The sequence below is a fragment of the Amycolatopsis umgeniensis genome (genome assembly GCF_014205155.1).
Taxonomy (GTDB): domain Bacteria; phylum Actinomycetota; class Actinomycetes; order Mycobacteriales; family Pseudonocardiaceae; genus Amycolatopsis; species Amycolatopsis umgeniensis.
Genome location: NZ_JACHMX010000001.1, coordinates 8,044,696 through 8,066,751, shown reverse-complemented (window position 1 = coordinate 8,066,751; position 22,056 = coordinate 8,044,696). Strand labels below are relative to the sequence as shown.

The 22,056-nt window shown below is 68.3% G+C and carries 24 protein-coding genes; 14 read left to right on the top strand and 10 right to left on the bottom strand.

The window, feature by feature from the left end; all coding sequences use genetic code 11:
• The first annotated feature begins 92 nt into the window (after positions 1-92).
• The 3 genes from HDA45_RS37255 (at position 93) to HDA45_RS37245 (ending at position 1,727) form a co-directional block, all read left to right on the top strand.
• A complete protein-coding gene (locus tag HDA45_RS37255; RefSeq protein WP_184903445.1) occupies positions 93-425 on the top strand; it encodes a plasmid stabilization protein in 333 nt (110 codons plus the stop codon).
• A 64-nt stretch (positions 426-489) separates the two neighbouring features.
• Positions 490-942 (top strand): ATP-binding protein, encoded by a 453-nt coding sequence (locus HDA45_RS37250; RefSeq protein ID WP_184903443.1) that lies wholly within the window; start codon positions 490-492, stop codon positions 940-942.
• Entirely contained in the window at positions 939-1,727 is a 789-nt protein-coding gene (locus HDA45_RS37245) for a SigB/SigF/SigG family RNA polymerase sigma factor (protein ID WP_184903441.1), read from the top strand. Before HDA45_RS37250 ends, HDA45_RS37245 begins: the two co-directional genes overlap by 4 nt.
• Before the next feature lie 72 nt (positions 1,728-1,799).
• Here the strand turns inward: HDA45_RS37245 and HDA45_RS37240 are convergent, their stop codons facing one another.
• Positions 1,800-2,264 (bottom strand): hypothetical protein, encoded by a 465-nt coding sequence (locus HDA45_RS37240; protein ID WP_184903439.1) that lies wholly within the window; start codon positions 2,262-2,264, stop codon positions 1,800-1,802.
• A 98-nt stretch (positions 2,265-2,362) separates the two neighbouring features.
• Positions 2,363-2,824 (bottom strand): SRPBCC family protein, encoded by a 462-nt coding sequence (locus HDA45_RS37235; RefSeq protein WP_184903437.1) that lies wholly within the window; start codon positions 2,822-2,824, stop codon positions 2,363-2,365.
• A 136-nt stretch (positions 2,825-2,960) separates the two neighbouring features.
• On the opposite strand from HDA45_RS37235, the gene HDA45_RS37230 reads away from it, so the two are divergent.
• Genes HDA45_RS37230 through HDA45_RS37210 form a run of 5 tightly spaced genes read left to right on the top strand, consistent with a single transcriptional unit; the run spans position 2,961 to position 7,075 of the window.
• On the top strand, positions 2,961-3,374 hold the full coding sequence (locus HDA45_RS37230) for a phage holin family protein (protein ID WP_184903435.1): 414 nt from the start codon (positions 2,961-2,963) through the stop codon (positions 3,372-3,374).
• Positions 3,371-3,676 carry a DUF3618 domain-containing protein gene (locus HDA45_RS37225; protein WP_184903433.1) on the top strand — a complete coding sequence of 102 codons (306 nt, stop codon included), beginning with the start codon at positions 3,371-3,373 and terminating at the stop codon, positions 3,674-3,676. Before HDA45_RS37230 ends, HDA45_RS37225 begins: the two co-directional genes overlap by 4 nt.
• Positions 3,673-3,939: a DUF4235 domain-containing protein gene (locus tag HDA45_RS37220; RefSeq protein WP_007030245.1), complete on the top strand. Its 267-nt coding sequence runs from the start codon at positions 3,673-3,675 to the stop codon at positions 3,937-3,939. The genes HDA45_RS37225 and HDA45_RS37220 overlap by 4 nt, the downstream gene beginning before the upstream one ends.
• 2 nt (positions 3,940-3,941) lie before the next feature.
• On the top strand, positions 3,942-5,237 hold the full coding sequence (locus HDA45_RS37215; RefSeq protein ID WP_184903431.1) for an NAD(P)/FAD-dependent oxidoreductase: 1,296 nt from the start codon (positions 3,942-3,944) through the stop codon (positions 5,235-5,237).
• A 47-nt stretch (positions 5,238-5,284) separates the two neighbouring features.
• A complete protein-coding gene (locus HDA45_RS37210; protein ID WP_184903429.1) occupies positions 5,285-7,075 on the top strand; it encodes a thiamine pyrophosphate-requiring protein in 1,791 nt (596 codons plus the stop codon).
• Positions 7,076-7,078: 3 nt separating this feature from the next.
• On the opposite strand, the gene HDA45_RS37205 is transcribed toward HDA45_RS37210, so the two are convergent.
• The 3 genes from HDA45_RS37205 to HDA45_RS37195 all read right to left on the bottom strand — a co-directional run bounded on the left by HDA45_RS37205 (position 7,079) and on the right by HDA45_RS37195 (position 9,333).
• Positions 7,079-7,840 carry a glucose 1-dehydrogenase gene (locus tag HDA45_RS37205; RefSeq protein ID WP_184903427.1) on the bottom strand — a complete coding sequence of 254 codons (762 nt, stop codon included), beginning with the start codon at positions 7,838-7,840 and terminating at the stop codon, positions 7,079-7,081.
• 34 nt (positions 7,841-7,874) lie between these two features.
• Positions 7,875-8,471 (bottom strand): TetR family transcriptional regulator C-terminal domain-containing protein, encoded by a 597-nt coding sequence (locus HDA45_RS37200; RefSeq protein ID WP_184903425.1) that lies wholly within the window; start codon positions 8,469-8,471, stop codon positions 7,875-7,877.
• A gap of 493 nt (positions 8,472-8,964) precedes the next feature.
• A complete protein-coding gene (locus tag HDA45_RS37195) occupies positions 8,965-9,333 on the bottom strand; it encodes a winged helix-turn-helix transcriptional regulator (protein ID WP_184903423.1) in 369 nt (122 codons plus the stop codon).
• A 78-nt stretch (positions 9,334-9,411) separates the two neighbouring features.
• Between HDA45_RS37195 and HDA45_RS37190 the strand changes: the two genes are divergently transcribed.
• From HDA45_RS37190 to HDA45_RS37180, 3 genes are all read left to right on the top strand, one after another.
• Positions 9,412-9,936 carry a GNAT family N-acetyltransferase gene (locus HDA45_RS37190; RefSeq protein WP_184903421.1) on the top strand — a complete coding sequence of 175 codons (525 nt, stop codon included), beginning with the start codon at positions 9,412-9,414 and terminating at the stop codon, positions 9,934-9,936.
• 143 nt (positions 9,937-10,079) lie between these two features.
• Positions 10,080-11,270 (top strand): cytochrome P450 family protein, encoded by a 1,191-nt coding sequence (locus HDA45_RS37185; RefSeq protein WP_184903419.1) that lies wholly within the window; start codon positions 10,080-10,082, stop codon positions 11,268-11,270.
• A gap of 26 nt (positions 11,271-11,296) precedes the next feature.
• Entirely contained in the window at positions 11,297-12,154 is an 858-nt protein-coding gene (locus HDA45_RS37180; RefSeq protein ID WP_184903417.1) for a TIGR03619 family F420-dependent LLM class oxidoreductase, read from the top strand.
• On the opposite strand, the gene HDA45_RS37175 is transcribed toward HDA45_RS37180, so the two are convergent.
• Complete coding sequence (locus HDA45_RS37175; protein WP_184903415.1) at positions 12,135-13,526, bottom strand: serine/threonine-protein kinase; 1,392 nt, start codon at positions 13,524-13,526, stop codon at positions 12,135-12,137. The genes HDA45_RS37180 and HDA45_RS37175 overlap by 20 nt on opposite strands.
• 229 nt (positions 13,527-13,755) lie before the next feature.
• Between HDA45_RS37175 and HDA45_RS37170 the strand changes: the two genes are divergently transcribed.
• Complete coding sequence (locus HDA45_RS37170) at positions 13,756-14,448, top strand: IclR family transcriptional regulator (RefSeq protein WP_184903413.1); 693 nt, start codon at positions 13,756-13,758, stop codon at positions 14,446-14,448.
• A 335-nt stretch (positions 14,449-14,783) separates the two neighbouring features.
• Complete coding sequence (locus tag HDA45_RS37165) at positions 14,784-16,346, top strand: amidase (protein ID WP_184906438.1); 1,563 nt, start codon at positions 14,784-14,786, stop codon at positions 16,344-16,346.
• A gap of 118 nt (positions 16,347-16,464) precedes the next feature.
• Here HDA45_RS37165 and HDA45_RS37160 read toward each other — a convergent pair whose 3' ends face one another.
• Positions 16,465-17,019 (bottom strand): TetR/AcrR family transcriptional regulator, encoded by a 555-nt coding sequence (locus HDA45_RS37160; protein WP_184903411.1) that lies wholly within the window; start codon positions 17,017-17,019, stop codon positions 16,465-16,467.
• Positions 17,020-17,265: 246 nt separating this feature from the next.
• On the opposite strand from HDA45_RS37160, the gene HDA45_RS37155 reads away from it, so the two are divergent.
• On the top strand, positions 17,266-18,561 hold the full coding sequence (locus tag HDA45_RS37155) for a pentapeptide repeat-containing protein (RefSeq protein ID WP_246480910.1): 1,296 nt from the start codon (positions 17,266-17,268) through the stop codon (positions 18,559-18,561).
• Positions 18,562-18,580: 19 nt separating this feature from the next.
• On the opposite strand, the gene kstD is transcribed toward HDA45_RS37155, so the two are convergent.
• The 3 genes from kstD to HDA45_RS37140 all read right to left on the bottom strand — a co-directional run bounded on the left by kstD (position 18,581) and on the right by HDA45_RS37140 (position 22,013).
• Complete coding sequence (gene kstD, locus HDA45_RS37150; protein ID WP_184903409.1) at positions 18,581-20,326, bottom strand: 3-oxosteroid 1-dehydrogenase; 1,746 nt, start codon at positions 20,324-20,326, stop codon at positions 18,581-18,583.
• Positions 20,327-20,457: 131 nt separating this feature from the next.
• The gene (locus HDA45_RS37145; RefSeq protein ID WP_184903407.1) at positions 20,458-21,495 is read right to left on the bottom strand and encodes an LLM class flavin-dependent oxidoreductase; all 1,038 of its coding nucleotides are present in this window, start codon (positions 21,493-21,495) and stop codon (positions 20,458-20,460) included.
• Positions 21,495-22,013 (bottom strand): SRPBCC family protein, encoded by a 519-nt coding sequence (locus tag HDA45_RS37140; protein WP_184903405.1) that lies wholly within the window; start codon positions 22,011-22,013, stop codon positions 21,495-21,497. The genes HDA45_RS37145 and HDA45_RS37140 overlap by 1 nt, the downstream gene beginning before the upstream one ends.
• Between the last annotated feature and the right edge of the window lie 43 nt (positions 22,014-22,056).

The following is a 22,056-nucleotide window of genomic DNA, read 5'->3' as shown; positions in this document are numbered from 1 at the left end:
TGACCTCCGCGTACCCGCCCGTTCCGGTGGTCAACCGGAGGTTTATCCGGCGAATCGAACGGGGTACCTGATCCGGGAAGAGAGGAGCCGCGATGCCCGAGCGGAGCTGGAGCGACAAACGAGAACGTCAGTACGAACACATCAAGGACTCGGCGAAGGACCGGGGCGCGAGCACCGACCGGGCCGAAGAGATCGCCGCACGCACGGTGAACAAGAACCGCGCGCAGGCGGGCGAGTCGCGCCAGGCGAGCCGCACGTCCACCGAGGACATGTCACCGCAGCGGCGCGGCGGCAAGCGGTCCGGCAACCGGCAGGGCCCGAACGGCCCGACCAAGGACCAGCTCTACAACGAGGCGAAGAAACGCAACGTCAAGGGCCGGTCGAAGATGTCCAAAAAGGAGCTTCAGCGAGCCCTCGGCCGTTGATCACGCGTCCCGCGGCGGGTCCCCTCCGCGGTTGCCTCACGGCCACGGACAGATAGGTATCGGAATGGACGCACACGGACGGGGCAGCCTGACCCCTCAAACCCGCCCTCACTCGGACGGACTGATCGACCGGGTCGAACTCCGCCTGCCCGCCGAGGCGGAACAGATCCCCCTCGTCCGCACGCTCACCCACGGTGTCGTGGCGCGTGCGGACTTCGGCTTGGACGCCATTTCAGACGCGAAGATGGCCGTCGACGAAGCCTGTTCCCAACTTGTCCAACCCGCTGAACCGGGAGCCGTTCTTTGCTGTGTCTTTCACGAGATACCGGAGGGAATAGCCGTCTCGATCTCGACTCGGACGGCGAAGCCCTATCTGCCGAGCGAGACGACGTTCGGCTGGCACGTCCTGACGACCTTGACGGCTTCCGCGACCGCCCGGTACGAGCCGTTTCCCGGCGAGGCGGGGGGTACGACGACGATCGACCTCATCCTGGCTCCGGGAACGAGCGACGGGTGAGCGGCGAGCGCAAGACACTCACGCGGCAGGCCGACGACTACGCTCATTGCGAACCCCTCTTCGAAGAGTTGTCCTCGCTGCCCGAGGATTCTGCTCGCCGCCAGGAAGTCCGAGCCCGTCTCGTCACCGAACTGCTGCCGCTCGCCGAGCACATCGCCACCCGGTTCTCCGGCCGGGGCGAGCCCCGCGAGGATTTGGTGCAGGTGGCGCGGATCGGCCTGATCAACGCGGTCGACCGCTTCGATCCCGGCCGCGGCCACGACTTCCTCTCCTTCGCCGTCCCCACGGTGATGGGCGAGGTCCGGCGGCACTTCCGGGACACCGGCTGGTCGGTTCGGGTGCCGAGACGGCTCAAGGAACTCCACGTCTCGCTCAGCCAAGGCACCGCCGCGCTGTCCCAGCGGCTCGGCCGCGCGCCGACCCCGACGGAACTCGCCGAGTACCTCGGGCTCGAAGTCAACGAAGTGCGCGAAGGCCTGCTCGCCGGCCAGGCGTATCAGACGCTGTCGGTCGACAAGCCTGTCCACGACGATGCCACCGAGGCCCTTTCCCTCGCCGACACCATCGGCGAAGAGGACCACGAGATGGCCTTGGTGGAGAACCACGAGGCGCTGCAACCACTGCTGCGGGAGCTCCCGAAGCGGGAACGCGCGATTCTGGTGATGCGGTTCTTCGGCGGTTACACGCAGACGCAGATCGCGGAACGCGTCGGCATCTCGCAGATGCACGTCTCGCGGCTTCTTTCGCAGACGTTGGAACAGCTGCGAGGGAAGCTCTCGGAGTAGTAGTACGTGAAGAAGGCCCCCTCCCAGTGCTGGGAGGGGGCCTTCTTCACGTACTCGGGGCGGAAGGGCTTTCTACGGCGTCGTGTACGGCGCCTGATGCTCGATCGACGGGCTCGCGGTCGGGTAGCGGCCTTCCTGCCCGGGCACCGGCGTCACCGTCGTGCCCTGTTGCTCGGGTTCGACACGCTGCCGGGGGCGGTTGATGACCGCCTCGGCCTCCTGCTCGCCACGGATCCGCGAGAGCACGCTGAGCGTGATCGCGTGGGCGATCGCCAGGACCAGCAACAGCACCCCGAGCCTGCCGACCACGCCCGGGAGGTCGCTGCCTCCGATGTCGATGGTCGACAGCAGTGCCAAGACGCCCAGCGTCGCGAGGTGGAACAGCACCGTCACGAGCCACGTCATGGAGGCCCCGGCGGCCGGATCGCCGTAGGAACCTCGCAGGTAGCGCTTACCGCTCTGGTAGATGATCAGGCCGTCGAGCATGACCAGCGCCACCCCGATGACGAGGAAGGCGACGTATGCGTTGGTAGTCATGCCGGGACGCTCCCTTCGTTGTGGACCTCACCCCATGAAATACCCGGGATCTCCCCCTGGAAAACGCCGTCTTCCAGGGGAGATCCCGGGCACAGGGGTCAGCTGCCGGGACGGTCCACGTCGCCGCGCCACGCACCGGACTCATGGCCGCGGCTCTCGATGAACTCCTTGAACCGCTTCATGTCGCCCTTGATCCGGCGGTCGAGCACGCCGAGTTTGTCGGCGACGTTCTCGGCGAAGCCTTCCGGGTCGATGTCCATCTGCGCGGTGACACGGGTCTTGCCGTCGCCCAGGCGATGGAATGTGATGACGCCCGCGTGGTCGGGACCGGAGTCCGACGTCCACGCGACGCGTTCGTCGGGATGCTGTTCGGTGATGGTCGCGTCGAATTCCCGGCTCACACCACCGAACTTGGTCACCCAGTGAGTGTGCGTCGCGTCGATCTGACGGATCTCCTCGACGCCTTCCATGAACTGCGGGAAGGACTCGAACTGCGTCCACTGGTTGTACGCGGTCTTGACCGGTACTTCGACGTCCACCATTTCGGTGATCGTGCTCATGCATCCTCCTGTCGGTTGGGTGCTTTTCGAGCCGGCACTCCCCGGCTACCCGGCCCTCGGAGGGCCGAAACTCTCCGTGATTGATCGCCCGTACTCCCGGGTACCCGGCGGGCAGAACGCTCCGAGGAGGTGCCCCATGATCGAAGAGACCCACCGGAAGCCGCCCGAAGACAGGTCGGTCGGCGAACTGGTTTCCGACCTTGGCGACGAGGTCAAACGCCTGGTGCGCGACGAGATGCGGCTGGCCGTTTTCGAGTTGCAGAGCAAAGGGAAGCGGATGGGCCTCGGCGCCGGTTTGTTCGGCGCGGCCGGTGTTTTCGCGCTGTTCGGCCTGGCGACCTTGATCGCCGCGGTGGTGCTGGCGCTCGCTCTGGTCATGCCCGCCTGGCTGGCGGCCGTGGTGACCGGCGCGGCGCTGCTGCTGATCGGCGGGCTTTCGGCCATCGTCGGCAAGAAGGAGGTCGCGAGCGCGACGCCGCCGGTGCCCGAGGAGGCCATCGAAGGCGTCCGCAAGGACGTCGACACCGTCAAACAGGGAGTACGCTCATGACCGATTTCCCCAAGAACGCCGAACAAGCCCGCACCGATCGCGACGTGACCCGCGAGGAACTCACCGAAACCCTCGACGCGCTGGGCCGGAAACTCGACGTCAAGACCCGCGTCAACGACAACCTCGACGCCAAGGTCGACCAGGCCAGCGCCAAGATCTCCGAGAAGGTCTCCGAGCCCGCGGCGGAGAAGTTCCGTCAGGGCACCGAAGTCGTCCGCGCGAATCCGCTGCCGATCTTCGCCGGTGCTCTCGCGCTGCTCGTCACGATCCGGCTGATCATGCGAAAGAGGTCTTCGTCGTGAACAAGGTTCTCTACAAACCACTGAACATGGTCGTGAGCGCCGCGGGCGGTGTGCTCGCCGGAATCGCGTTCAAGCAGATCTGGAAACGCGTGAGCGGCGAAGAGGACGCGCCGAACGCCACGGACCGGGACTTCACCTGGACTCAGGTGATCGTCGCCGCCGCGGCACAGGGCGCGATCTTCGGCGCGGTGAAGGCGGCCACCGAACGCGCGGGCGCTGTCGGTTACCGCAAGGCGACCGGCGACTGGCCCACCGAGGACTGACGATGCGCGTAGTGATCATCGGCGGCGGATTCGCCGGCTACAACGCCGCCAAAACCCTGCTGAAGTCAGTCGGCGAGGACACGGAAGTCGTCGTGCTGAACCCGACCGACTACTTCCTTTATCTCCCGCTGCTGCCCGAAGTCGCCGCAGGGATCCTCGAACCGCGGCGGATTTCGGTGTCCATCCCCGGCACCCTGCGCGGCGTGCGCCTCGTGCTCGGCACCGCGACCTCGGTCGACTTCGACGGCCGCAGCGTGCGCTACACCGACCCCGAGGATCGCGAGCACGACATCGGCTACGACCGTCTCGTACTCGCCGCGGGCAGCGTCAACAAGCTGCTGCCGATCCCCGGCGTGCCCGAGTACGCCCACGGCTTCCGCGGCCTTCCCGAGGCGCTCTACCTGCGGGATCACGTCACCCGGCAGATAGAACTGGCTGCCTCCGCGAAGGATCCCGCCGAACGCGACGCGCGCTGCACGTTCGTCGTGGTCGGCGCCGGCTACACCGGGACGGAGGTCGCCGCGCAGGGCCCGGCGTTCACCTCCGCGCTCGCCGCCCGGCATCCCGAACTGGACGGCCAGAAGATCCGGTGGCTGCTGCTGGACGTGGCCGAACGTGTCCTGCCGGAACTCGATCGCCGTCTCGGTGTCACCGCGGACGAGGTGTTGCGGGCGCGTGGCGTCGAGGTGCTGATGAAGACCTCGGTCGACAACGCCGACGCGAAGGGCGTGACGCTGACCTCCGGTGAATCCGTGCCGACCCACACCCTCGTCTGGTGTGTCGGCGTCCGGCCGGATCCGCTGGTCGAGGACCTGGGGCTGGAAACGGCCAAGGGCAGGCTCGTCGTCACCGCGCGGCTGAACGTCCCCGGACGGCGCGACGTCTACGCCTGCGGCGACGCGGCCGCCGTCCCGGATCTGACCAGGCCGGGCGAGTACACGCCGATGACGGCCCAGCACGCCGAACGGCAGGGCAGACTCGCCGGGCGGAACGTGGCCGCGTCCCTCGGGTACGGCTCGCACGGCACGTACCGGCACCACGATCTCGGCTTCGTCGTCGACCTCGGTGCCCACCAGGCCGCGGCGAATCCCTTGCACATCCCCCTTTCCGGGCTCGCCGCCAAGGCGGTCACGCGGGGCTACCACCTGCTGGCCATGCCGGGCAACCGGCTGCGCACCGCCACCGACTGGGCGCTGGAAGCGGTGACGAAACGCCAGACCGTCCAATTGGGACTCGTCCGGGGGGCGTCGGTACCGCTCGACACCGATTCGCCGGAAGTGCCCCGCACGAAGCGTTAGATCCTCGAGCACGTTTAGCCGCCGGGAGGCTGCGGTATCCGCCGCCCATGAGCGAAACCGTTGCGGACCATGTTCTGACCCGGCTGCGCGAATGGGACGTGGAGCAGGTCTTCGCCTACCCCGGTGACGGGATCAACGGGCTGGTGACCGCGTTCGGCGCGGCGGGGAACAAGCCTCGCTTCGTGCAGACGCGCCACGAAGAGATGGCGGCGTTCGCGGCCGTCGGCTACGCGAAACTGAGCGGGCGGCCCGGTGTCTGCATGGCGACGTCCGGCCCGGGCGCGATCCACCTGCTCAACGGCCTGTACGACGCCAAACTCGACCACGTGCCGGTGGTCGCGATCGTCGGGCAGACGGCGCGCAGCGCGATGGGCGGCAGTTACCAGCAGGAGGTGGACCTGCAGGCGTTGTTCAAGGACGTCGCGAGCGAATACCTCGTCGAGGTGAACGTCCCCGAACAATTGCCGAACGCGCTCGACCGCGCCCTCCGCACGGCCATCGCGCAGCGGGCGCCCACGGCGCTGATCATCCCGGCGGATCTGCAGGAGGAGACCTATCACCCGCCGAAGCACGAGTTCAAGCACGTGCCGTCCTCGCCGCCCGATCACCCGAGGGCCAGTGTCATCCCGCCCTCGGAAGAGGTCGCTCGTGCCGCGGAGGTGCTGAACGCGGGTGAAAAGGTCGCGATCCTGATCGGTCAGGGCGCGCGCAACGCCGTCACCGAGCTACGCGAAGTCGCCGAACTCACCGGCGCCGGAATAGCGAAAGCGTTGCTGGGCAAGGACGTCCTGCCCGACGATCTGCCGTACGTCACCGGATCCATCGGTCTTCTCGGCACCCGGCCGACGTACGAGATGATGCGAGACTGCGACACGCTCCTCATCGTCGGCTCGAACATGCCGTACGCGCAATTCCTGCCCGAGTTCGGCCAGGCGCGGGCCGTGCAGATCGACATCGATCCCCGTTTCCTCGGGCTGCGTTATCCGACCGAGGTCAATTTGCTCGGCGACGCGAAGGGCGCCTTGCAACAGCTGATCCCGTTGCTGGAACGCAAAACCGAACGCGGCTGGCGGGAGCGGATCGAAAAGCGCGTCGGCGAGTGGCAGGAGACGGTGACCCGCCAGGCGATGCTGGACGCCGAACCGGTCAACCCGATGCGGATCGTGCACGAACTGTCCGAGCGGATCCCCGAAGACGCCATCGTCACCGCCGATTCCGGTTCGGCCACCAACTGGTACGCCAGGAACCTCCGGATGCGCGGCCGGATGCGGGGCACCCTTTCCGGCACGTTGGCGACGATGGGTTCCGGCGTCCCCTACGCGATCGGTGCAAAGTTCGCCCATCCCGACCGTCCGGTGATCGCCCTGGTCGGCGACGGCGCGATGCAGATGAACGGAATGGCGGAACTGCTGACCATCGCCCGGTACCGCGAACTGTGGGCGGATCAGCGCTGCGTCATCTGCGTGTTCCACAACGGCGACCTGAACCAGGTCACGTGGGAGCTGCGCGCCATGGGCGGGGCGCCGAAGTTCGAGCCGTCGCAGAGCCTGCCGGAAGTGTCCTATTCGGACTTCGCGCTCGAGATCGGCCTCGGCGGGATCGCCGTCGACGATCCCGCCCTGCTCGGCGATGCCTGGGAAGTCGCGCTGTCGGCCGACGTGCCGACCGTGCTCGACGTCCGCTGTGACCCCGAAGTTCCGCCGATCCCGCCGCACGCCACCTTCGAACAGCTGAAGTCGATGACCGAAGCCGTTCTCAAGGGCGAGCCCGACGCCTGGCACCTGGTGACACAGGGGATCAAGACGAAGATGCAGGAACTGCTGCCTTCGCGCCGCTGAGACTCAGGCGCTCACGCCGCCGTCCAGGACGATGTCGTGCCCCACGACGTACGCGGACTCGTCGGAGGCCAGCCAGAGCACCGCCGCGGCGATCTCCTCGACCGCGCCGATCCGGCCGAGCGGGATGACCGCGCCGAGCCGTTCGGCGCGGTCGGCCTCGGTCTCACCGGGACGGAAGGACATACCGGTGTCGGTGGCGCCGGGGCTGACCGCGTTGATCCGGATCCCCTCGGCGATGTGATCGCGGGCGGCGGTCCTGGTCAGCGCGTCCACCGCGGCCTTCGACGCGGCATAGGCGGCCATTCCGGGGAGGCGGCTGTGCGAGCCGATGTTGGACGCCATGTTGACGATGACTCCCCCACCGCCCGCCCGCATCTGCGCGATCTCGTGCTTCATCGACAGCCAGGTGCCGGTGAGGTTCGTCCGCACGACGGCCTCGAAGCCGTCCTCGTCGAGATCCGCCGTCGGCGCGGGGCTGCCGAGGACCCCGGCGTTGTTGAACGCGATGTCGAGTTTTCCGTGCCGCCGCACGGTCTCGGTGACGAGGCGCTCGACTTCGGCGCCGACCCCCACGTCGGCGGCCAGCGCGTCGGCCGCGCCTCCCTCGGCTTCGATCTCCTTAACCGTCTGACGCAGTTTCTCGCCGTCCCTGCCGGAAACGACGACCTGGGCGCCTTCGCGCGCGAAGGCCGCCGCCGTGGCGCGGCCGATCCCGGAACCTCCTCCGGTGACCAGGACGACCTTGCCGCTGAATCGCTTCCCCACAGTACCCAACTTTCTGGTCCGATCGTTCTAGTATTTAGTGCTGACGAGCGGCCTCGAGGACCGCGATGGCCTGCTTCGCCGTCGCCCGGGCGCGCGCCGCGGGATCCGGCCCCTTGCTCAGCACCCGCATCCCCTGCAGGACGGTGAGCAGGAAGCAGGCCAACTCCTCCGGATCGGCGGTGGCGGCGAGTTCGCCCTGCGCCTTCGCCCGGCTCAACGCCATCCGCACGGCCAGCTCGAGCGCGTCCCAGCTGCGCTCGACCACCCGCGCGACCTCGGGATCCTTCGGCATCATCTCCATCGCGGCGTTGACCACGAAGCAGCCCTTACGCCCCGGCTCGCCGAGTATTTCCGCGAGATAGCGGCCGATGAGCCGCCGCACCCCGTCGAGTGCGGGCCCCGGTCCGGCGAAGTCCTCGACGAACCGCTCGTTGCCCCGGGCGATGTAGCGGTTCAAGGCTGTCAGGTACAGCTGATGCTTGGTACCGAACGTCGCGTAGAGGCTGGCCTTGCCGATGCCGAGTCCGGCGACGAGGTCACTGACCGAGGTGGCCTCGTACCCCTGTCGCCAGAACAGTTCCAGCGCGGCATCGCAGGCCGCGTCGACGTCGAATTCCTTCACCCGGGACACGAGGGCAAGCGTAGCCGATTCTGGACCGATCGGTCAAATAAGCGGCGGTGAGCTTGCGGGCGTGGCGAACTTTCCAAGCCGCCCTTGCCCCCGCCTGAAGTACATGAAGGCGCGAAGGTCGAGTTTCCTCGGCTGAGCCGCGTGAAGGGGTCCTTCACGCGCAGCCGCAGTGACCGCCGGCGCGCATGGGGCGAACGTGGCGATCCGGCAAGTCCGTGAAGGCCTCCTTGGCGACCCCTGATTTGCTTGCCCACTGGCGTGGCCGGTGGTCGAGCGTGAAGGATTTGGGACATTCAACGTCCCAAATCTTCCCCACTCGGGTTGTCTGCTGCAGGTCCGCGACCGGATGGACCCGCGCAACCACCGTCCTCACGCAAGTCAGACGAGGGTAGTGAAGGCCTCCTTCACTACCCTCAGAGTAGGCAAGGGGCCCTTCACGGACCGCACCCAGAACCCAGCAGACCCCGAAGACACCCTGAACCCGACTCGCCACTCACGAGCTGGAGTCGTAGGCGGACCGAGCCTCCGCGACCTTCGGCAAGTTCTCCGCCGACCAGTCCGCGAGGGTCGCGAACAGCGGCGCCAGGCTCCGCCCCAGGTCGCTGATCTCGTACTCGACCCGCGGCGGAACCTCCGCGTGATAGGTCCGGGTGAGGAGGCCGTCGCGTTCCAGTTGCCGCAGCCGCTGGGTCAGCACCTTCGGCGTGATCGTGCCGATGCGCCGCTCGAGTTCGACGAACCGCTGCCTGCCGAATTCGTTGAGCGCCCACAGGATCGGCGTCGTCCAGCGACTGAAGACGAGGTCGACCACCGGGGCGATCGGACAGGCCTGCTCGGGGGTCGTCGAAGCGTCTGCGCGCATGGGGCCAAGGTACGCGGGTTGCCGAGTTGTCATGATCGAGACACCCCATCACCCCACCTATGCGCGTAACGTTCTGTTATGGACTTGACCACCGAAAGGCTCGTCATCCGAGAGTGGTCCGAGGACGACGCCGAAGCCGCGCTGGCGATCTATGGCACCACTGACGTGACTCGCTGGCTCACCCCGGCGATGGACCGGGTGACCGACGCCGCGGCCATGCGTTCGGTTCTGCAGGCCTGGCAACAGGCGCAGCCCAATCTCGTGCCGCCGCGCGGAAGATGGGCGGTGCAGCGCAAGGAGGACGGCGCGGTCGTCGGCGGACTGGGCATCCATCTGCTGCCACCGTACGAAGAGGACCTGGAGATCAGCTGGCAGTTGCATCCGGACGCCTGGGGCGAGGGCTACGCCTCCGAGGCCGCCCGCGCACTGCTCGACTGGGCTTTCACCCAGGACACGGACGAGCTCTTCGCCGTCGCGCGGCCGAACAACGTGCGCGCCATCGCGACGGCGAAACGGCTCGGGATGGTCTGGGTCGGCGAAACCGAGAAGTACTACGGGCTTCGCCTGCAGGTGTACCGGATCCGGCACACGGACGTCCTCTAGCGGCGATGGTCCACACGGGACGACGCCGCCGGTGAACTGAGCGCGGCGGCCTCCCGACATTGCTCTCCTACTCGGAGCAGGATACTGTCCTCACTCAGATGATGTGAACATCTGCTTTGAACATCCGAACTGGGAGAGCTGCCTTGTCCGACGTTCCCGAGATCCTCCTGACCGACCCCGAGGTCCTGCGCGACCCCTTCACCGCGTACGGCCCGGTCCGCGAGCGCTCCCCGATCGCCAAACTCGTCGCGCCGGGGTTCGAGATGTGGGCGGTCCTGCGCCACGAAGAGGCGCGGAAGATGCTGAGTGACCCACGGTTCGCCTTGAGTCCGGCCAGCTACCAGCGCATGGAGATACCCGAACACTGCCGCCCGTACATGCGGAGCATGCAAGAGGTCGAAGGTCCGGAGCACCTCCGGCTCCGGCGCCTCGTGGCCCCCGCCTTCACCCCGCGCAAGGCCGCCGCGCTCCGCCCGGGGATCGAGCGGCTCGTGGACGACCTCCTCGACGGCCTCGCCGGAGAAGACCGGATCGACCTGGTCACCGCCTTCGCGCGTCCGCTGCCGGTCGACGTGATCTGCGCACTGGTCGGCATCACCGAAGCAGACCGTCCGCGCTGGCGCGAGTACGGAACCATGGTCGCGGCCGGCGACGGCCAAGGGCTCTCGGAAGCGGTCCCCGGGATCGTCGAGGACTCACTGGCCGCCATCGCGAAACGGAAGCTCGAACCCGCCGAGGACGTCGTCTCGCAGCTCCTGCAGATCCAAGCCGAGGACGGCGACAGGCTCAGCGAAACCGAACTGGTCGCCCTGGTCTGGCAGCTGGTCCTGGGCGGTCAGGTGCCCGGCAACCTCATCGCCAACGCCGTCGAGGTCCTGCTGTCCCACCCCGCGCAGCTGGCCGAGCTCCGCGAAGACCCGGCTCTCATGCCCGGTGCGGTCGAGGAGCTGATGCGCTGGTGCAGCCCTCAGCTGCTGACAATCCCCCGGCTCACCACGACGGATGTCCGGATCGGCGACGTCCTGATCCCCGAAGGAGCACCCGTCACCGTCGCGATCGCCGCGGTGAACCGGGATCCGCGGGCGTTTCCCGAACCGGACGTCTTCGACATCCGGCGCGCGGCGGGGCCCGCCTGGCATCTGGCGTTCGCCCACGGTCCGCATTTCTGCCTCGGCGCGTCACTCGCCAGGGTGCAGACCGAGGTCGCGCTCACCGCACTGCTGCGCCGCTTCCCCGGCCTGGCGCTCGCGGACGGCCTCCTGCGGATCCCGGACCCGGGCACCTGGCGGTTGAACGCGCTGCCGGTCAAGCTGCACGCGACGGTTGCAAACTGAAACACGTTCTAATAATGTGACCGGCTGTGAGACACGGGATCGTACTGTTCACCAGTGACCGGGGCATCACGCCGTCGGCCGCCGCGCAAGCGGCCGAGGCCGCGGGCTTCGACGCCTTCCACGTGCCCGAGCACACGCATATCCCGGTCAAACGGGAGGCCCCACATCCGCGCACCGGCGATTCGTCGTTGCCCGACGATCGCTACCTGCGCACGCTGGACCCGTGGGTCGCACTGGCGACGGCGGCCTCGGTGACCAAGCGGATCCGGCTCGCGACGGCGGTCGCCCTCCCTGTCGAGAGCGATCCGATCACGCTGGCGAAGACGATCGCCAGCCTCGATCATCTCTCGGCCGGGCGGGTCACCCTCGGCGTCGGCTTCGGCTGGAACGTCGACGAACTGGCCGATCACGGCGTCCCGGGCGGCAAGCGGCGGACGGTCCTGCGCGAGTACCTGGAAGCGATGCGCGCCCTCTGGACGGACGACGAAGCCTCGTACGCGGGCGAGTTCGTCTCGTTCGGCGCGAGCTGGGCGTGGCCGAAACCGGCTCAGGCGCACATCCCGGTGATCGTCGGCGCGGGCGGCACGGAGAAGACGTTCCGCTGGATCGCGAAATCCGCCGACGGCTGGCTCACCACCCCCGGCGACACGGACATCGAGGACAAGGCCCGGCGGCTGCGCGAGATCTGGCACGAGGAAGGCCGCGCCGGAGAACCGGAGATCTCGGCGCTCGGCGTCCGCCCGGATCCGGAAAACCTGGCCAAGCTGGAAGCGGCCGGGGTCACCGAGACGATCTTCGGCCTCCCGGACCGCTCCCCCGAAGAGGTCGAGGCCTGGCTTCACCGCCTCGCCGGGAAACTCGGCCTCAGCGCTGGGAATCGATGAGGTAGCGCCCGTCCTGCTGCACCATGCCGAAGGTCGCCTTCTCCGTCGTGGTCCCGCCCCCGACCCTCACGTAGGTGAGCGTCGCCGTCACCGTGGTGCCGGATTCGGACACGTTCGAGACGGTCACCGCGCTGTAGGGCTTCCAGAAGTTCGAGTAGCGCTCGAAGCTCTGGTTCTTCGAGCGCTTGAAGTTGTCGGTCAACGTCGCGAACCCGGCCTGGAGATTCCCCGGAATGAGCGCGTAGTACGCCGAAAGCGCCTCGCCGGGCGTCTGCGCCACAGGCGGCGGGGCTGAAGACGACGTGGCCGGGGGCGGTGACGACGACGGGGGCGCCGAAGAGGGCGGCGGCGGTTCGGCGGAGGTCGTCGGCGGCGGGGTGACGGCCTGCGACTGCGAGGCCGGCGGCGGCGCCGCGTCCGTCGGGGTGTCCTCGCCTCGGGTGAGCACCACGACCAGGGCCGCGGCGGCCGCGAGCACGAGGAACGCGGCGATCACGCCGATCAGCATTCCCTTGCGCGCCTTCGGCGGCGGTTCCTCGGCGACGAGCGTCGTCGGCTCCCCCGCCGCCAGCGCCCGCAGTTCGCGCTCGGTCTCGGTCATCGTCGGCCTGCTGTCCGGCCGGACGTCGAGGAGACGGGTCAACAGGGGCGTCAGGATGCCCGATTTGACCGGCGGGGTGATCTCGCCGCTCGACGCGCGGTACAGCAGCGCGATCGGGTTCTCCGCCGTGCCGTAGGGCGTGCCGCCTTCGAGCGCGGTGTACAGCGTCGCGCCGAGGGAGAAGACGTCGGAAGCGGAAGTGGCGTCCTCACCGCGGGCGACCTCGGGCGCCAGGAACGCCGGCGTCCCGGAGATCTCGCCGGTCGCGGTGAGCTGGACGTCGCCCATCGCCCGCGAGATCCCGAAATCGGTGATCTTGACGGTGTCGTCGTCACCGAGCAGGACGTTGCCGGGCTTGATGTCGCGGTGCACGATGCCCGCCCGGTGCGCGGCCGCCAGCGCCGAGCACAACTGGATGGCGAGCCGGATGACGTCGTCGACCTCCATCGGCCCTTCGCGCAGTTTGTCCGCGAGGCTGATCGAGGGGAGGTACTCCATGATGATCCACGGGCGGTCCTGCTCGTCGATCACGCCGAAGACGGTGATGGCGTGCGGATGCACCAGCCGCGCGGCGATCCTGGCCTCGCGCAGCGCGCGGTTCTTGGCCTCGTCGGCCTTCTGCTCCCCTTGCCCGTGCGGCAGAAGGAGTTCCTTGACCGCGACCGTGCGCTCCAGGTTGTCGTCGCGCGCACGCCACACGGTGCCCATGGAGCCACCGCCGACGGGCTCGATGAGATCGAACCGATCGGCGAGGCGGCGGATCTCCTCCATTATCGACGTCCCCCTGGAGCTGTGGTGTTCGCGCGAACCTTGCCAGCATGCCAGGAACGCGCCGGGGCGCAGGACCCGGCACGGTCGTTTCCGGCGCGGCGTCGGTCACGTCGCGGGCTGGGCCGTTCAGCGGAACCCCGCCCCATCGGCTGCCCGAAAGTTCGTATCCCGGACGGCCGGGGGCGCACTTTACTTCTCCGGTGTGGCCTGAACTCGGGAAAGGGCGGCGATGCGAGAACCCCTTGGCGGACGCGGCGTGCTCGAAGGCGCGTTCGCGTTGCTCGAAGCACTCGACGAGCACGGCGGACAGGCCGGGCTGACCCAGCTCGTGCGGACCACCGGGCTCCCGAAGACCACCGTGCACCGGCTCCTCGAGCAACTGGCCGACCTCGGCGCGGTCGAGCGGGCGGACCGCAGCTACCGGATCGGCTCGCGGGTGTTCCGGCTCGGCCGGTTCTGGCAGCCCGAACTGCGGGATCTGGCCAAGGAGTGGCTGCCGGTGCTTTCGGCGCGGATGCGGGTGAGCCTCGTGCTCGTGGTCCCGAGGGAGGGCCGCGCGCTGGTCGCGGCGGGGGCCGTCCTGCCCGCCGACGACGTCCCCGTGTGGCCCGGCAGCCCGCTGCCGCCCGGGACAGCCGCCGGACGGCTCCTCGCCGCCCACCACCCCGCGCTCGCGGAACCGGACGCCGACGCCCTCGAGATCCGCGCGGCCGGGTACGCGGCCGAGTCGGAGACCATCACGGCGGGGCTCGGCTGCGCCGCCGTGGGCATCAGGACCCCGGACGGCCGGGTCGGCGCGGCACTCGCCGCCGTCCTGCCAGCCCGGCGCGACCCGGTTTCGGCGGTCGCCGGTTTGGCGAGCACCGCGCGCTCTTTCAGCGCCGCGCTCGCCGAGTCCTCGCGGCCGAACCGGGCCGGATGATCGAGGAACCCCGAACAAATCCCGATCAATTCGACGGCCAACCCGACGGCCGAATACTGGCGGAATATTTCTGACGAAAACCGTCGAATCGTCTCACGCTGCGTCCGCATCCGGCAGCGCCGAGTGCGAAAACCACGTTTCCCTCTTGCCACAAGGTCGTATGCGTGACCGATCGCCTACCGGTCAACCACCGGGAAAGACAATTCAACCACCCTTTACCCTGCTCCATCCGGTGGTTCCGGACATAACCGGCGCACGTACGGTTCAGGAATTCTTTCGACCAAGGAGGGAATTCCTTGAAAAAGCGTCTCGCGGCCGTGTCCGCATTTCTCGTCATGGTGTTCGTCGCTTCCGCGACCACCGCCGTCCCGGCACAGGCAGCGGCCCATTCCGGACGTCCTGTCGTGGCCGGGATCGACCTGGAACGGGCCACGATCCCGGATCTGCAGCGGGCGATGCGCTCCGGGCGGCTGTCCTCGGTCGAGCTGACGGCCTTCTACCTGCATCGGATCCGCAAACTGAATCCGACGCTGCACGCGGTGCTCACCACGAACCCGGACGCGCTGCGGCTCGCCGCGGCCAGTGACGTGCGACGGCTCCGGCACCAGTCGAAGGGCCTCATGGACGGCATCCCGGTGCTGCTCAAGGACAACATCGACACCGCGGACCGGCAGCCGACCACGGCCGGATCGACGGCGCTGCTGGAATCCCGCCCCTACCGTGACGCCGGCGTGGTCGAAAACCTGCGCGAGGCCGGGGCGATCATCCTCGGCAAGGCCAACCTGTCGGAATGGTCGAGCTACCGTTCCACCAGTTCCTCGAACGGCTGGAGCCCGCTCGCGGGCCAGACCGCCAACCCCTACGTCCTCGACCGCAACCCGTGCGGTTCGTCGTCCGGTCCAGGGGTCGCCGTCGCGGCACATCTGGCGACCGTCGCCGTCGGGACCGAGACGGACGGTTCGATCAGCTGTCCGTCCGGCGCCAACGGCATCGTGGGCGTCAAGCCGAGTCTCGGACTGGTCAGCCGCAGCGGGATCGTGCCGGTGTCGAAGCAGCAGGACACCGCGGGCCCGATGGCGCGCAACGTGGTCGACGCCGCGATCCTGCTCGCGGCCCTCAACGGCGCAGACCGCCGTGATCCGATCACCGTCGACGCCGCCCGGCAGTCACTCGACGACTACACGAAGTTCCTGCGCCCCAACGCCTTGCGCGGCAAGCGAATCGGCATCTGGCGTGAGGTCTACACCCCCGACGACGCGACCAAGGCCGCGTTCGAACAGGCCCTGGGCAAGCTCCGGAAGCTCGGCGCGACCACGGTGGAGATCACGATCCCCTATCTGGACGTCATCGCGGCCAACGAGTTCCCCGCGATCAGGACCGAGTTCAAACACGACATCAACGCCTACCTCGCGTCCACCGGCGGCAAGCACCCCGCCGATCTGGCAGGAATGATCCAGTACAACCTGGACCACGCGGCCGTCGAAATGCCGTACTGGACCCACAACCTGTGGGACCGGTCGCAGGCGACCAGCGGTGACCTCAACGATCCGGCCTACCGCGTGATGCGGGAAGCCGCGACGAGCGCCGCCCGGCGGGGTCTCGACGAGACGCTGCGCGGGAACAAACTGGACGCGATCGTGGCGCCGACCAACAACGCCGCGTGGAAGACGCAACTCGGGGTCGGCGACGGCGCGCTGCTCATCGACTCGTCCGGACCGGCGGCCGTGTCGGGCTACGCCAACATGACCGTCCCGATGGCGTACTCCGGACCGCTGCCGCTGGGGTTGTCGATCATGGGCGGGCGGTTCAGCGAGCCGTCCTTGCTGGCCATCGCCTACGCCTTCGAGCAGGACACGAAGGTCCGGCGGCTGCCGACGTTCATCCCGTCGATCGGCTGAACACCTGGACCCGCGACTGGCGTGACTGCCGGTGCGCGTGGCGATCGGCAAGTCCGTGAAGGCCTCCTTGAGGGACTCTGGGTCCCTCAAGGAGGCCTTCACGGACCGGAACCACTACTCACGACACCCCTGTGCCGTCGCTCAAGAAAGCGAGGCTGCGCTCGGCCTCCGCGACGACGGAACCCCGTTCGACATGGCCATCGATCGCCAGCGTGGACAACCCGTGAAGCAGGCACCACAGCGTGATGGCGAACCCGCCGGGATCGTCCCGCTCCCCCACCCGGTCGGCCAGCACCGCGCAGGTCTCGCGGTGCGCCTCGGCGAGTTCCGGATGCGCGGCGCGGTCACCGATCCCGGCGCCCGCCATCAAGCGGTACAGCGCGGGGTTCTCCAGCGCGAACCCGAGATAGGAATGCCCGAGCGCGGTCACCGTCCCCGCGCCGCAGCCCCGCAAGGAAGCCTGCAGTTCGGCGTGTCCCTCCAGCGCGACAGCCACCAGCAGCGCGTCCTTGTCGCGGAAATGCCGGTACGGCGCCGCGGTGGACGCGCCCACCTTCGCGACCGCGCCGCGCAGGCTCACCCCCTCGGGCCCCCGCTCGACGAGGATCTCGCGTGCGGCCAGGACGAGCGCACGACGAAGATCCCCATGGTGATAGGAACGTTTGACGACCATGGCGGACCCCCCAGCCCTTGATGCCACGCGAACGCCTCACCTTAGCGGAGGGAGCGCTCCGGTGGCGCCGAAGGACGCCATACCCGCATCAGGCGTGCCTGCGCGAGGCGCCACCGTGTGGATTTCGGGACATCTGACGTCCCGAAATCCACACGGTGGGCGCGCAAAGCGGCCAGTCACTCCTAGACTGGAACTATCACGTGTTCGCCAGATTCGAAACCGGCCCCACGCTGCGATCATGGTCTGATGGCCGATGATTCTCACCCTCCGGAGAAGTCTCGAACCTGGCCTCTCACGCCCTCTCGCGGCGAAGACCGCACCCTTTCGAATCGCACCATCACCCTGTGCGCTGGACTCTTGCTCGCTTTCGCCATCGCCACTGGCTGGGTGTTGTTCTTTCTCTACGGGCGGGGAACAGACGTCGACAAAGCACGTCTGGAGGGCGTGCGCACTGTCGGCGCGATCGTGCTCGGAGCTGGTGGCGCCATCGCGTTGCTCTTGGCCGCCCGACGCCAGCAAACCGCAGAACAGGATCTCGCGACCAAACGTCGTGATCTCCTGCTACGAGAGCAGGCCAACGACGACGCACGCCACGATGCCGCGGAACGGCGGATCAGCGATCTCTATCTCAAAGCGGTCGAGCAACTGGGGGCGGACAAAGCGCCCGTCCGGCTCGCCGGACTGTACGCACTCGATCGCCTGGCACAGGACAATCCCCCACAGCGTCAGACCATCGTCAATGTGATCAGCGCCTACCTTCGTATGCCGTACGAGCTGCCCGACAAGCCTCCCGATCCCGGAGCGGAGAAAGAAGTCCACAACGAATACCGAAGTGATATCCAAGAGCGCGAGGTACGAACGACCGCCCAACGTATCTTGACCGACCATCTCGACCCGAACTACCAGGACGGAAGGAGATTCTGGCCCGACATCGATCTGGACCTCAGCGGGGCTCTGCTGATCGATGTCATGTTCCGCGACTGCCGGCTCAACAACGCCCGCTTCTCGAACGCCCGGTTCTGCGGAGACACTCTGCTCATGGGTATCCACTTCGATGGGGAAACCAGGTTCGACGGAGTCACGTTCACCGGCGACTCCTGGTTCTCGGAGGCCCGGTTCACCGGCGACGTCAGGTTCGACCAAGCGACCTTCGAAGCCTCGGCCAGATTCGACGCGGCCACCTTCAAAGGGACCGCCACCTTTCGCTCGGCCTCATTCCTCCGCGAAGCCCGATTCAAGAACACGACGTTCACCGGGAGCGTGGTGTTCAGCAAGGCCACCTTCACCGACAGCGCGACCTTCGATGACGCCACATTCTTCGAAGACGCGTACCTGCCAGGTGTGACCTTCGCGCATCGGTCCTACTTCACCCAAGCCGCGTTCGCGGGCGACGCCTGGTTCAACCAGGTGACCTTCAGCAGCTACACCACGTTCGACGGCGCAACCTTCAGCGGTGACATCAGGTTCACCGACTCGACCTTGGACGGTGTTCCCTTCGTTCCCTCGCAACTGCGACCGCACGAAGGGTTCGAAGACGAATGAACCGGTATCTTTCTTCAGCTCACGGGTGATCGGCGAGGTCGTTCGCCGCGACGTACCCGAACGTCATCGCCGGGCCGATCGTCGAGCCGGCACCCGCGTAGCTGGAGCCCATCACCGCCGCGCTGGCGTTCCCGGCGGCGTACAGGCCGGGGATGACCGAGCCGTCCGCCCGCAGGACCCGCGCCCGCGCGTCGGTGCGCATCCCGCCCTTGGTGCCGAGGTCGCCCGGCACGATCTTGAACGCGTAGAACGGGGGTTCCCAGAGCGCGGCGAGGCAGGAGTTCGGCAGGACGTACGGGTCGGTGTAGTAGTGGTCGTAGGCGCTGGCGCCCCGCCGGAAGTCACTGTCCACACCGGACAGCGCCTGGCCGTTGAACCGGTTCACCGTGGCGCGTAACGCCTGCGGTGGAACACCGATCGCGGTGCCGAGCGCCTCGACGCTCCACGCCTTCTTGACCGCGCCCGACGAGTACCACTCATCGGGAAGCGGCAGCAGCGGTGCGACGTCGCGGAAGAGGTACCGGTTGCGGTAGTGCTGATCGACGACCAGCCACGCCGGGATGGTCGGCGACGTCGGGTTCCGGTCGTACATCGTGTGCACGACGTCGCTGTACGGCGCCGCTTCGTTGACGAACCGTTTGCCCGCCGAGTCCACCATCAGACCGCCGGGCAGGGTCCGCTCGGCGAGGCAGAAATACGGCTCGCCGGGCAGCGGGATCGCCGGGCCCCACCAGGCGTCGTCCATCAGGTCCAGCGCCGCGCCCGCCCGCTTTCCGGCCAGGATCCCGTCGCCGGTGTTCGACCGGGCGCCGACCGTCCACTGTGTACCGATCGGCTGGCGCTGGTACTCCGCCCGCATGGCGGCGTTGTGTTCGAACCCGCCGGAGCCGACGATGACGCCGCGCCGGGCCTTCACCACGCCCGCGGCGACGGTCACGCCGGTGACCTTCCCGTTCTCGATGACGAGGTCGGTCAAAGGCGTGTTCAGCAAGACAGGGACGCCGGCTCGCTGCAGCCCGGCCCGCAGTCCGGCGGCCAGCGATTGGCCCATGGTCAGCGGTTTCTGCCCGGCGAGCGCGGCGGCCGTGCCGCGGGCGAGGCAGGCGGCGGCCACCGCGGCTCCCTTCGGGTTGACCGCGGCCAGCGCGAGCCATTTGTAGTCGGCGCTGAAGACGACCATCCCCGCGGGCGTGGCGAGATAGGCCGGGTTCAGGTTGGCCAGTTCGGCGCCGAGGACGTTCCCGTCGAGTTGATCGGGTTCGATCGAGCGGCCGTCCGGCATCCCGCCGGGCAGTTCCGGGTAGTAGTCGCTGTAGCCCTCCATCCACCGGAACCGCAGCGGGCTGTTGGCCATCACGAACGACAGCATCGCCGGACCGTTGGCGAGGAAAGCTCGCTGCCGCGAGACGGGGATCGACGGGCCGACCACGGCGGCCAGATACCGAGCGGCCTGTTCCGGGGTATCACGGACGCCTGCCGCGGCCAGCACCGAGTTGCACGGGATCCAGATCCCCGCCCCCGACCGGGCCGCCGAACCGCCGAATTTCGCCGCCTTCTCCAGCACGACACAGCTGAGGCCGCGCTTGGCCGCTGTCAGCGCGGCGGTCATCCCGGCCGCACCCGCGCCGACCACGACGACGTCGTACTCGCCGATCACCGCGCCCGCCGCCGAAGCCGTCCCGGCGAACGGCAGGCCCGAAGCGAGCGCGAGCCCGGCGCCGCCGCGCAGAACCTGGCGGCGGGACAAGCGGGGGTCGGGCTTCATGAGTCCTCCTCGCGTGGTGATCGAGCGAGGTCATGTTCTCCGGCCGAGGGCCAAAAGTGAAACAAGTTCTACCCGCTTGGAGCAGGCGGGGACGGTCGCACTCGGCCGGTCACCTCAACCGGCGCGGGCATTCAGCCCAGAGCGCGGACCAGGTCCAGCGCTCGGCCGAGAGTGGTGAGCTTGTCGGCGACGGTCTCACCCGCCGGGTACAGCCGGACGGTGTCGACCCCGGCGTCTCGCCATACGCGCAGCCGCCGCGCGACCATCGGTTCGGTGCCGATCAGCGTCGTGCCGAGCACCATCTCGTCGGTCACCAGCGCGGCGGCGCCTTCCCGGTCGCCCGCTTGCCAGCGCTCCCGCACCGCCGCGGCGACGTCGGCCCAGCCCTGCCTGCTGTAGGCGTTGTTGTAGAAGTTCGTCTTCGCCGAACCCATCCCGCCGAGGCTGAACGCGAGCTCGGCCTTGCGGCCCGCGACCATCCCGCGCAACTCGTCCTCATCCTCGGCGAAGGCGACCTCGGCGCCTTGGCAGACTTCGAGGTCCGACCGCGTCCGGCCCGCCTTCGCGAGGCCGGCGTCGAGATGTGAGAAGTAGGCCTGTGCCCCTTCCGGGACGAAACTGGTGCCCAGCCAGCCGTCCGCGATCTCGCCTGTCAGCTCCAGCAGCTTCGGCGAGAGGGTGGCGAGGTGGATCGGGATATCCGGATTCGGCGTCGTCGACAGCCGCATCGGCTTGGTCTCACCCGGCAGCGGGATCTCGAACTCCTTGCCGGAGAACGAGATCTTCTCCCCCGCGAACGCCCGGCGGATGATCGCGACCGTCTCGCGCATCCGTGTCAGCGGCCGGGCGAACGAAACACCATGAAGGCCTTCGATCACCTGTGGCCCCGAGGCGCCGAGCCCGAGGGCGAACCGGCCGTCGGACAGCATCGAGAGGGTCAGCGCGGCCTGCGCGATCGCGACCGGGCTCCGCGTGCCGAGCTGGATGATCCCGGAGCCGAGCCGGATCCGTTCGGTCCGCGCGGCGAGATAGCCGAGCACCGACGGCGCGTCCGAACCCCACGCTTCGGCGACCCAGCAGTCGTCGAGACCGAGCTTCTCCGCCTCCAGCACGAAATCCAGCGTCTCCCGCCAGCCTCGCGAGGCCTCGACCGTGGTCGCCGTCCGCATCACGCGCGCGCCGCCTCGGCCCGCTCCTTGATCGCGGCCAGAGTCCCGGTCATCGCGTTCTCGAATTCGCGCAGCCGGACGAAGACGATCTTCTCTTCCTTGTCCGGCATCTGGTCGATCGCCAGCGACAGGCCGGACCGTCCCGGTCCCAGCTGCATCCACTGCAGGAGCCTCGTGCCGCCGTTTTCGGGCTCCAGCGTGAAGCGCCACAGCGCTGTCGGCGTCTCGGGATCGTGCACCGCCCAGGTGAAGACGCGCGGCTCCTCGCATTCGACGACGTGCGACGTCGTCTCCCACTCGCCGAGCGCGTCGTGCCTGCTGCGGCCGACGAACCGCCTGCCGACCGCGGCGTCGCCGTGCGCGCCGTCGCACCATTCGGCCGATTGGAGTTCCCGGCTCATCTCCGGCATCAGCCGGACGTCGGAGACGATCGACCAGACCCGCTCCGGGCGGGCGTCGACCCAGGCCTCGACCTCGACCGTCGGTTTGTCGGCGTACTTGGCGCCCGTCCACTCCATCGTGGTCGCCTCCTGTGCTCGTGACCTCGATAGTTGCGTAGAT

What these genes read in the sequence shown, in the direction of transcription:
- HDA45_RS37255 (WP_184903445.1), top strand. Translation starts at nt 93, where the DNA reads ATGCCCGAGCGGAGCTGGAGCGACAAACGAGAACGTCAGTACGAACAC.
- HDA45_RS37250 (WP_184903443.1), top strand. Translation starts at nt 490, where the DNA reads ATGGACGCACACGGACGGGGCAGCCTGACCCCTCAAACCCGCCCTCAC.
- HDA45_RS37240 (WP_184903439.1), bottom strand. Translation starts at nt 2,264, where the DNA reads ATGACTACCAACGCATACGTCGCCTTCCTCGTCATCGGGGTGGCGCTG.
- HDA45_RS37235 (WP_184903437.1), bottom strand. Translation starts at nt 2,824, where the DNA reads ATGAGCACGATCACCGAAATGGTGGACGTCGAAGTACCGGTCAAGACC.
- HDA45_RS37230 (WP_184903435.1), top strand. Translation starts at nt 2,961, where the DNA reads ATGATCGAAGAGACCCACCGGAAGCCGCCCGAAGACAGGTCGGTCGGC.
- HDA45_RS37225 (WP_184903433.1), top strand. Translation starts at nt 3,371, where the DNA reads ATGACCGATTTCCCCAAGAACGCCGAACAAGCCCGCACCGATCGCGAC.
- HDA45_RS37215 (WP_184903431.1), top strand. Translation starts at nt 3,942, where the DNA reads ATGCGCGTAGTGATCATCGGCGGCGGATTCGCCGGCTACAACGCCGCC.
- HDA45_RS37210 (WP_184903429.1), top strand. Translation starts at nt 5,285, where the DNA reads ATGAGCGAAACCGTTGCGGACCATGTTCTGACCCGGCTGCGCGAATGG.
- HDA45_RS37195 (WP_184903423.1), bottom strand. Translation starts at nt 9,333, where the DNA reads ATGCGCGCAGACGCTTCGACGACCCCCGAGCAGGCCTGTCCGATCGCC.
- HDA45_RS37190 (WP_184903421.1), top strand. Translation starts at nt 9,412, where the DNA reads ATGGACTTGACCACCGAAAGGCTCGTCATCCGAGAGTGGTCCGAGGAC.
- HDA45_RS37175 (WP_184903415.1), bottom strand. Translation starts at nt 13,526, where the DNA reads ATGGAGGAGATCCGCCGCCTCGCCGATCGGTTCGATCTCATCGAGCCC.
- HDA45_RS37170 (WP_184903413.1), top strand. Translation starts at nt 13,756, where the DNA reads ATGCGAGAACCCCTTGGCGGACGCGGCGTGCTCGAAGGCGCGTTCGCG.
- HDA45_RS37165 (WP_184906438.1), top strand. Translation starts at nt 14,784, where the DNA reads ATGGTGTTCGTCGCTTCCGCGACCACCGCCGTCCCGGCACAGGCAGCG.
- HDA45_RS37160 (WP_184903411.1), bottom strand. Translation starts at nt 17,019, where the DNA reads ATGGTCGTCAAACGTTCCTATCACCATGGGGATCTTCGTCGTGCGCTC.
- HDA45_RS37155 (WP_246480910.1), top strand. Translation starts at nt 17,266, where the DNA reads ATGGCCGATGATTCTCACCCTCCGGAGAAGTCTCGAACCTGGCCTCTC.
- kstD (WP_184903409.1), bottom strand. Translation starts at nt 20,326, where the DNA reads ATGAAGCCCGACCCCCGCTTGTCCCGCCGCCAGGTTCTGCGCGGCGGC.
- HDA45_RS37145 (WP_184903407.1), bottom strand. Translation starts at nt 21,495, where the DNA reads ATGCGGACGGCGACCACGGTCGAGGCCTCGCGAGGCTGGCGGGAGACG.
- HDA45_RS37140 (WP_184903405.1), bottom strand. Translation starts at nt 22,013, where the DNA reads ATGGAGTGGACGGGCGCCAAGTACGCCGACAAACCGACGGTCGAGGTC.